This window comes from Streptacidiphilus monticola, from assembly GCF_042658505.1.
Taxonomy (GTDB): Bacteria; Actinomycetota; Actinomycetes; order Streptomycetales; family Streptomycetaceae; genus Streptacidiphilus; species Streptacidiphilus monticola.
The window spans coordinates 1-6,878 of record NZ_JBHSQJ010000039.1 but is presented as its reverse complement, the minus strand read 5'-3'; the positions used below and the strand labels follow the sequence as shown (position 1 = coordinate 6,878).

The 6,878-nt window shown below is 71.2% G+C and carries 10 protein-coding genes and 1 pseudogene; 2 read left to right on the top strand and 9 right to left on the bottom strand.

The window, feature by feature from the left end; all coding sequences use genetic code 11:
• From ACFP3V_RS10735 to ACFP3V_RS10715, 5 genes are all read right to left on the bottom strand, one after another.
• A partial coding sequence (locus ACFP3V_RS10735) for a hypothetical protein (protein WP_380582380.1) occupies nt 1–376 on the bottom strand: 376 nt, incomplete at its 3' end.
• Nucleotides 377–412: 36 nt separating this feature from the next.
• Nucleotides 413–640 (bottom strand): gas vesicle protein GvpG, encoded by a 228-nt coding sequence (locus ACFP3V_RS10730; RefSeq protein ID WP_380582378.1) that lies wholly within the window; start codon nt 638–640, stop codon nt 413–415.
• Between the two features lie 27 nt (nt 641–667).
• Nucleotides 668–1,378: a GvpL/GvpF family gas vesicle protein gene (locus ACFP3V_RS10725; protein WP_380582376.1), complete on the bottom strand. Its 711-nt coding sequence runs from the start codon at nt 1,376–1,378 to the stop codon at nt 668–670.
• Nucleotides 1,379–1,795, bottom strand: coding sequence for a gas vesicle structural protein GvpA (locus ACFP3V_RS10720; protein ID WP_380582458.1), 417 nt, complete (start codon nt 1,793–1,795; stop codon nt 1,379–1,381). It abuts the gene before it with no gap.
• A 51-nt stretch (nt 1,796–1,846) separates the two neighbouring features.
• A complete protein-coding gene (locus ACFP3V_RS10715; RefSeq protein ID WP_380582374.1) occupies nt 1,847–2,122 on the bottom strand; it encodes a gas vesicle protein GvpO in 276 nt (91 codons plus the stop codon).
• A gap of 183 nt (nt 2,123–2,305) precedes the next feature.
• Here ACFP3V_RS10715 and ACFP3V_RS10710 point away from each other — a divergent pair, with 183 nt between their 5' ends.
• A complete protein-coding gene (locus tag ACFP3V_RS10710; RefSeq protein WP_380582372.1) occupies nt 2,306–3,100 on the top strand; it encodes a DUF4097 family beta strand repeat-containing protein in 795 nt (264 codons plus the stop codon).
• A 63-nt stretch (nt 3,101–3,163) separates the two neighbouring features.
• Here the strand turns inward: ACFP3V_RS10710 and ACFP3V_RS10705 are convergent, their stop codons facing one another.
• A complete protein-coding gene (locus ACFP3V_RS10705; RefSeq protein ID WP_380582370.1) occupies nt 3,164–3,511 on the bottom strand; it encodes a hypothetical protein in 348 nt (115 codons plus the stop codon).
• 239 nt (nt 3,512–3,750) lie between these two features.
• Nucleotides 3,751–4,135 (bottom strand): annotated as a pseudogene (locus tag ACFP3V_RS10700) (winged helix-turn-helix transcriptional regulator).
• A gap of 86 nt (nt 4,136–4,221) precedes the next feature.
• On the opposite strand from ACFP3V_RS10700, the gene ACFP3V_RS10695 reads away from it, so the two are divergent.
• A complete protein-coding gene (locus ACFP3V_RS10695) occupies nt 4,222–5,211 on the top strand; it encodes a zinc-dependent alcohol dehydrogenase family protein (RefSeq protein ID WP_380582368.1) in 990 nt (329 codons plus the stop codon).
• 444 nt (nt 5,212–5,655) lie between these two features.
• On the opposite strand, the gene ACFP3V_RS10690 is transcribed toward ACFP3V_RS10695, so the two are convergent.
• Both ACFP3V_RS10690 and ACFP3V_RS10685 read right to left on the bottom strand, forming a co-directional pair.
• Nucleotides 5,656–5,823 carry a hypothetical protein gene (locus tag ACFP3V_RS10690; protein WP_380582366.1) on the bottom strand — a complete coding sequence of 56 codons (168 nt, stop codon included), beginning with the start codon at nt 5,821–5,823 and terminating at the stop codon, nt 5,656–5,658.
• 272 nt (nt 5,824–6,095) lie between these two features.
• On the bottom strand, nt 6,096–6,782 hold the full coding sequence (locus ACFP3V_RS10685) for a hypothetical protein (protein WP_380582364.1): 687 nt from the start codon (nt 6,780–6,782) through the stop codon (nt 6,096–6,098).
• Nucleotides 6,783–6,878: the final 96 nt, after the last annotated feature.

The window sequence follows — 6,878 nt, the reverse complement described above, 5'->3', positions numbered from 1 at the left end:
CCGCCGAGGCGTCGGCCGGCTCCTCGTCCGCCCGGGAGGCGTCCGCCTTCGAGTCCTGATCGGACTTCTGGCCCGCCCCGGTACCCCGCAGGGACGCGGTGCGCCGGCCCAGGCTCTCCGCCCAGCTGTCGGCGCGGTTGCTGACGGCCGTGGTGAGCACCTTCCGGCCCACCGCGCCGAGTTCACCGCCGATCTGGTCGCGCACGGTGCCGACCAGCGGCAGTCCGGCCAGCTGGCGGGTGAGGTGGGCGGGGTCGAGGCTGATCCTCCGCCCGGTCAGCCACAGGCCGAGCCCGAGCGCCAGCTTGGCGTTCCGCTTGCGGCCCAGCAGGTATCCGCCGGCCACCGCAGCGGCTATCTTCGCGTCCGTCCGCACGACGGCCGCCTCCTTCCTGCCGGAGCACGGCTCCGGCTACTCCTGATGGTCGAACTGGTCGAGGAGTTCGTCCTCACGGCGGTCGAACTCCTCCTCACTGATCTCCCCTGCCAGCAACTGCTGCTCCAGTTGGGCGAGTTCGGCGAGGATGGGGCCGGGATCGCGCCGCTGCCGGTCGGCCTCAGCCATCACCTGGTCCAGGACCCAGCCGACACCGCGCACCGGTGCCAGCGGGAGCGTCAGCAAGCCGGTGATCAGTCCCATGAGGCCATCCCCTCCGAGTCGGCCCGGTCACACGAAGCTGTAGGGCGGCAGCGGCCCGGACACGCGCAGCTCCACCCCTGCGCCGGCGGCCGCCGTCGCTCGGTTGAGCGCCCCGGCGAAGTCGTCCTTGCGCTCGGGAGTCACCAGGTAGCTGCAGGCGAAGAAGGCCTGGGCGGTGGGCTCACCGCCCACGACCCGCTCGGCGAGCGGAGCCAGCGTTGCGTGGACGCGGGCGCCGATCTCGCTCTGCCGCGCCTGCAGCCGATGGGCCACGGCCTCCCCGAACGCCACCTGCTCGTCCCGCGACAACTGCGCCACGAGACGGCTGCGTTCGGCCAGAGCGGGTTCCGCCGACAGCACCCCTCGCAGCGCCGCGTCCTCGTCCTCGACGGCCTTGACGTGGAACTCGGCCTTGCCGTCCAGGTCGGCGAGTTGCTCGAGGCAGGAGTTCGCCCGGGCGGCGAGATCGGTGCGCAGGGCTTCCTCGCCGTCGGCCAGCGTCCCGAACCGCATGGGCAGCACGGGACCCTGCTGCCACAGTGCGGAGACCACCTGCTGGTGCGCGTTGAGGTCCCGACGCTTGGGCCGCAGCGTCTCCGCGACGTCGCTGACGGCGGCGGCGACGTCGCCGGCCCGCACGATGCGTACAGGGGGTGCGGCAAATCCCACGCCGCTCAGTCCGTCGGTGTGCGCGGGGTGGTCGCCGCCGAGGACGGCGTACAGGTACAGGGCGGACACTTACTGTTCCTCCGTCCTGCGGCTGCGGGAGCTGCTGCGGCGAGGCCGGGTCTCCGCCGCCTGCTCCTTGTCCTGGTCGTCGTCCTCGGCCCCGCGGCTGAACGAGTCCGCGATGCTCTCGATCGCGCCCGACAGCGCGCCCTTGGTCTTGCCGTGGCCGATCTTCTCGGTGGTGTCGCCGACCAGGTCCGGCAGGGTCGCACCGCCCTTGTTCTCCAGGTCCAGGCGGTTGCAGGCCTCCGCGAAGCGCAGGTACGTGTCCACGCTGGCGACGACCACGCGGATGTCGATCCGCAGGATCTCGATGCCCACCAGCGAGACGCGGACGAACGCGTCGATCACCAGTCCCCGGTCGAGGATCAACTCGAGGATGTCGTACAGGCCGCCGTCCGTCTTCCGGGCAGGCGTCGGCGCCATCTGCTGCGTAGCCATGGTCACGGTCCGGTCCTTCCTCCGGTCCGGCGCTGCTCAGCCCCGCTCGACCTGACCCCGGGTGTAGCGGCGGCGTCGCTCGTAGCTGACGAGTTCGCCGTCGGGGTCCAGCACCACGTGGTAACTGGCAAGCACACTGGTCGAATCCGGCACCCGTTCCAGCTCCAGCACCTCCACGTCCGCCTCCCAGCTGTCCTGCGACCGGCGCAGCGCGGACACCGACTCAGGCGCCCGCCCGAGCAGCGCTGCGAGCTGCTCGGTGGCTCGACGCAGCGCCTGCACCGGGCGCAACTCCGACTGAGACGACGACATGGGCGGACTCCGATGAGGATTCAGGTGCGCAGAGCGGCACCGGGTCGATTCGCGATCGCCCGCTCGCCTACCCCTGCGTCAGCAACGCATGCGCGGCGGGTCGTTGGCGCACGTCGGTGCTGAGTCGCCGTCAGTTCGCCTGCCCGCTCGCGTATCTCCGAGGGAGTGGGGAAGGCGGGCGGCATGACCGAAGCCTCACGCGCGTACGGCGCACCACGCCGCCGTCAGCGGCTGTTCCTCGCTCTGGGCGCCGCCGTTGTGGCGGCGGCGGTTGTGTGCGGCGGCGTCGCGCTCGACGAGTCGGACGCGGGCGGGACGGTCCACCCTGAAGGGCAGGCGGTCGGCGGGGCCGGCCGGCTCAGCCTCCAGGGTGGGTCTGCAGAGGCCCTGGAGCTGCAACTGGCCTCCGCCAATGTCACGTTGAGCGGGAGCCCGGGCGACGAACTCAGCGGCTCCTTCCGTCCGGCGGAGGGATCGCCGGTCGCCCACGTCCAGCTCCGGGGTGGGGACGGCTCGGTGTCGCTGGTCTGCGCCGACGCCGAGGGCACGACGGTCGCGTGCCAGGGAGACCTGGCGCTCGAGGTGCCCGCCCGCACCGCGGTCCGGCTGCGCCTCGTCTCCGGACAGGCCCAACTTCAGTCCCTGTCAGGTGCCCTGAACATCGACGCGTCCTCGGCCCGCATCGTCGCCACCGACCTGCGGACGGATGACGTCGCCCTGTCCGCGATGTCGGGCAGCGCCGACCTGTCCTTCAGCGCCGCGCCGCGAAGTCTGCGCGTCACCGAGCAGTCGGCCTCCGTCGCCCTTCGGGTTCCGACCACCCCGGACGGCTACGCCGTCACCACCCAGCAGGCCTCGGCCTCGGTCGCGGTCCAGGTGGCGCAGAACGCGGCGTCCAGCCATGTGGTGCGGCTCCAAGTCGCGTCCGGCTCACTGGCGTTGGCGCCCGATGCGGCTGCTGGGCCGTCCGTGGACTGAGTGTGGTGTCGACGGCCGTGCCCGGCAGCCCAGCAGCGCCGCGTCGACGAAAGGGCTGCTCCCTTACAGGGATCCCAGCTCGGCCGTTCGGATCTCCCGGTCCAGCACGGCCACGGCCTCGGCATGGTGTCCGGTCGCGTCGTAGTCGAAGGTGAAGGTGAACAGGCGGACCTGGTCGCCCAGCGGCTGAACGATGTCCCAGCGTCGGATGCGCCGGGTCGAGCCCTGTGGCGCCGGGGCGGTGGAGTCGGCGACGTGGAGCGTGCCACCGTTGCGCAGGCCGACCCCGGGATCGTCGGGCGCGGTGGGGTGTTCGTCGACGATGCGCGCTCGCAGGGACAGCCGGCCGAGTCCGGGCGCGTCCGCGGTCGTGACGCCGTCCGCCGACGCGACGGCCCAGTCGTGCGGCACCCGGAACCGGGCCAGGCCGTGGAGGTGGGTGACCTCCTTCAGTTCCTGCGCCGGGAGTGCCGTGCTCAGGGGTGCGACCTCCCTTCGACCACGACTCAGGGTGGCGCATCGGGCCGGTTGCCCACCGCCTCATGACGGCGACCGAGGACCCCGGGCTTCAGGCTGCGCTCTCCGCAGCTCTTGGCGAGCAGTCAGCGCACAACTGACGTGGCACCGCGCGTGGCCGCCGGCCAGAACGCTCAGTTCTCCCGGCGCGCCCGGGTTGGCGTGGCCGCTTCCGCCGCCTCCTGGAAGTCGGCGATGGCGCCTCCGTACTCCCGCGCCCAGTCCGTCAGGACCTCGATGGGCTCGATGAGGGTCCGGCCGAGTTCGGTGAGGCTGTACTCGACGCGATGCGCCGCTTGGGCGTCGCGGTGGACGAGGCCGTACTGCTGGAGCCGGCGCAGTGTCTGGGTGAGGACCTTGCGTGAGACGCCGCCGATGAGGTCGGCGAGCTCGCCGTGCCTGCGGGGCTTCTGGCTCAGTCCGAAGAGCGTCAGCACCGCCCACTTGTCGGCCGATGATCTCGACCGCCAGACGCGTGGGGCAGTCGACCAGGGATGCTGCTCCGTCCACGTTCTGCATGGACATCGAAGGTACCAGGAGGTAACCAGCCGGTCCGTAGCGTCGTCCTCAAGCGACCGACCAGCTGCGGATGCGGAGGAGTCACGATGCCACGAGTCGTTGTGTTCGAGGAGTTCGGCGGACCGGAGGTCCTGCACGTCGTCGAAGAGCCCGTCGTCGAGCCCGCGGCGGGCGAAGTCCGCGTCAGGATGGAGGCGTTCGCCGTCAACCCGCTCGACCTGATGATGCGGTCGGGCACGGCGCCCGCGCCTGTGCCCCTGCCGCACGCCTGCCTCGGCGTCGAAGGAACCGGCGTCATCGACGCGCTGGGCCCGGACACGACCGGGTTCGAGATCGGGGATCCGGTCATCCTCGCTGCCGTCCCGGACGCCGGCGTCCGCGGCAGCTACGCCGAGTACACCACGCTCCCGGTCGGCCGGGTCGTCGCGCGACCGGCCGGGCTCGGCGTCCCGGAGGCGGCGGCGGTCTGGGTCGCCTACTCCACCGCCTACGGCGCGCTCATCGAGAAGGCGAGGATGCGGCCCGGCGACCACGTCCTCATCACCGCCGCGTCCGGCGGGGTCGGCCGGGCGGCGATGCAGATCGCCAACCAGATCGGTGCCGTGCCCCTCGCCCTCACCCGGCAGGCCGGGAAGCGGGACGAGTTGCTCGCGGCCGGAGCCGCGGCGGTCATCGCCACGGAGGACGAGGACATCGCGGAATCCGTGGCCCGCCACACGGGCGGGATCGGCGCGGACATCGTCCTCGACCTCGTCCGGGGCCCCGGCCAGCAGGACCTCCTGAAGGCGGCGCGCCCCGGCGGGACCCTGGTCGTCGCGGGCTTCCTGGACCCTCGGCCCACGCCGTTCCCGGTCGGGCCGCCGCTCACGATCTTCACCTACCAGAGCTTCGAGCACACCCTTGACCCGGTGGTCGTGAAGCGCATGGCGGCCTTCCTGGCCGCCGGCGTGCGCCTCGGCGCGCTGCGGCCCGCCGTCTACGACAAGGAGTTCTCCCTCGACGAGGTGGTCGAAGCCCATCGCCACCTCGAGAAGGGCTTGAACTCCGGGAGGAAGATCGTCGTGCTGGCCTCCTGACCGCCACGCCGGGACATGGGGGAGACCTCGGCGGTGGGCCCGTGACCGCCACGGTGCCCCCGAACACCTCCCAGAGGACACAGTGCGAAGCCTCGATGACCGCGTGACGGGTTGGCGGGCTTGCAAGTTGTGGCAGTTGGCGGAGGTCAGCGCGAGGACTCGCCGGAGCGCGGACCGTCACCCGGTCGGGGTTCGGCCGTGTTGCCCCTCGATGTCGTGCTGGCCCTCGGCCGTTGATGTAGCCCGGCTGCTTCGGCAGCACCACGGGTAGGAGGCGGACGCCTCCCGCCGCTGCGGGCGGGGACGCTCTCCTCCGCCCGGGTGGTCAGAAGCCGGCGGGGCGTTCTGCCCCCGGCTCGTGAGAACTGCCCACGGTTACCCATGGGCAGGTTGTAGTGCACACCTGTGGCGGGCGTCCAGACGTGCCGAGCCCGGTCCCGTGTGTCACGGGTGCTTCAAGAACCTGAGGTAGAACGCCCAGAACACCAGGACGATGCCCACGTTGGCCATCAGCCGAGGCCAGAACTGATGCCGGAAGAACAGGACATCCACACCAACCACAACGGCCACCAGGGCGAGCACGTAGAGAGCTGTGGCTGCCTGTCTACCCATGATCCGACTGTACGCCGCCGATGCTCGAGCGGGGCTGGCCCCGTGACTCGGACCAGCCCGCTCTCTCCGCGCCGCCCGGGATGGGAGGGACGGTTCGCGGCCCGGGCGGCACTTTGTGCCCGCTCGTGCCCGTTGGCGCCGCAGCCCCCGGAAGCCGCAGTGCCCGCGTTCCTTCACCAGTAGTCGCCGACTGTGGCGAGCTTCAATGCTGCCGGAGGCTTCGCGCTTCGCGTCTGGCCCGCCCCTTCCATGTGTGGCGGGCCTCTTCGCGCCTACAGGGCAGCAATTTCCGTGATGCGCGCGGTGGTCTGGTTGAGCTGCGCAACACCAGCGCCGATCTCCCGGCTGGACTTCACGATCAAGCTGGCGTCGTTGCCGGCGATCCCAATCAGGCAGTCCGAGGCGGCGCTCGCGTACAGGTTGAGCGCCTTGCGCCAGTGAGACTGCGCCGCCTTGTCCGGGATGGGCCGGTACTCCTGGGCGGCGGTGACGTCGGCGGACAGGCTGGAGCAGTCGTTGTCGAGCCCGTTCACGTCCTGGTTGCCCGAGTCGGTTGTGATGCTGTTGAAGTCCGTTTCGATGGCGGAGGCCTTGTCGCTGCCGCCGCCGTTCCACCAGCTGGTGATGGCCCGCTTGAGGGCGAGGTTCGGGTCGGCTTTGGTGGGCGTGGGCTTCGGGGCCGTCGGCTTGGGATTGGGGCTGGTCGTGATGACCTTCGTGGTGCTGATGCCTACGTTCGGGTTGGCTTGGTTGGAGGCGGTGTTCTCGGTCTTGTCGCCGCCTCCGGCCGCTGCGGCGATGCCGATGCCGATCACTGTGGCGACGAGGGCGAGGCAGCCGCAGCCTTTGCTGCGGTTCTTGCGGTTTTGGGCGTCGAGCGCGGCTTGTTGCTCGGGCGGCCGGGTGTAGGTGACTCCTGTTGGTGGCGGCTCGTCGCCGGGTGGTTGCGGGTACGACAAGGGATCCCCCCGGGTTGTGGAGTGGAAGGGTCCACCGTGCCAGCGCGGGTGAAGGATTGAGCTGCCCCCGGTTCTGTGGAGTCCCTGAAGCCAGGC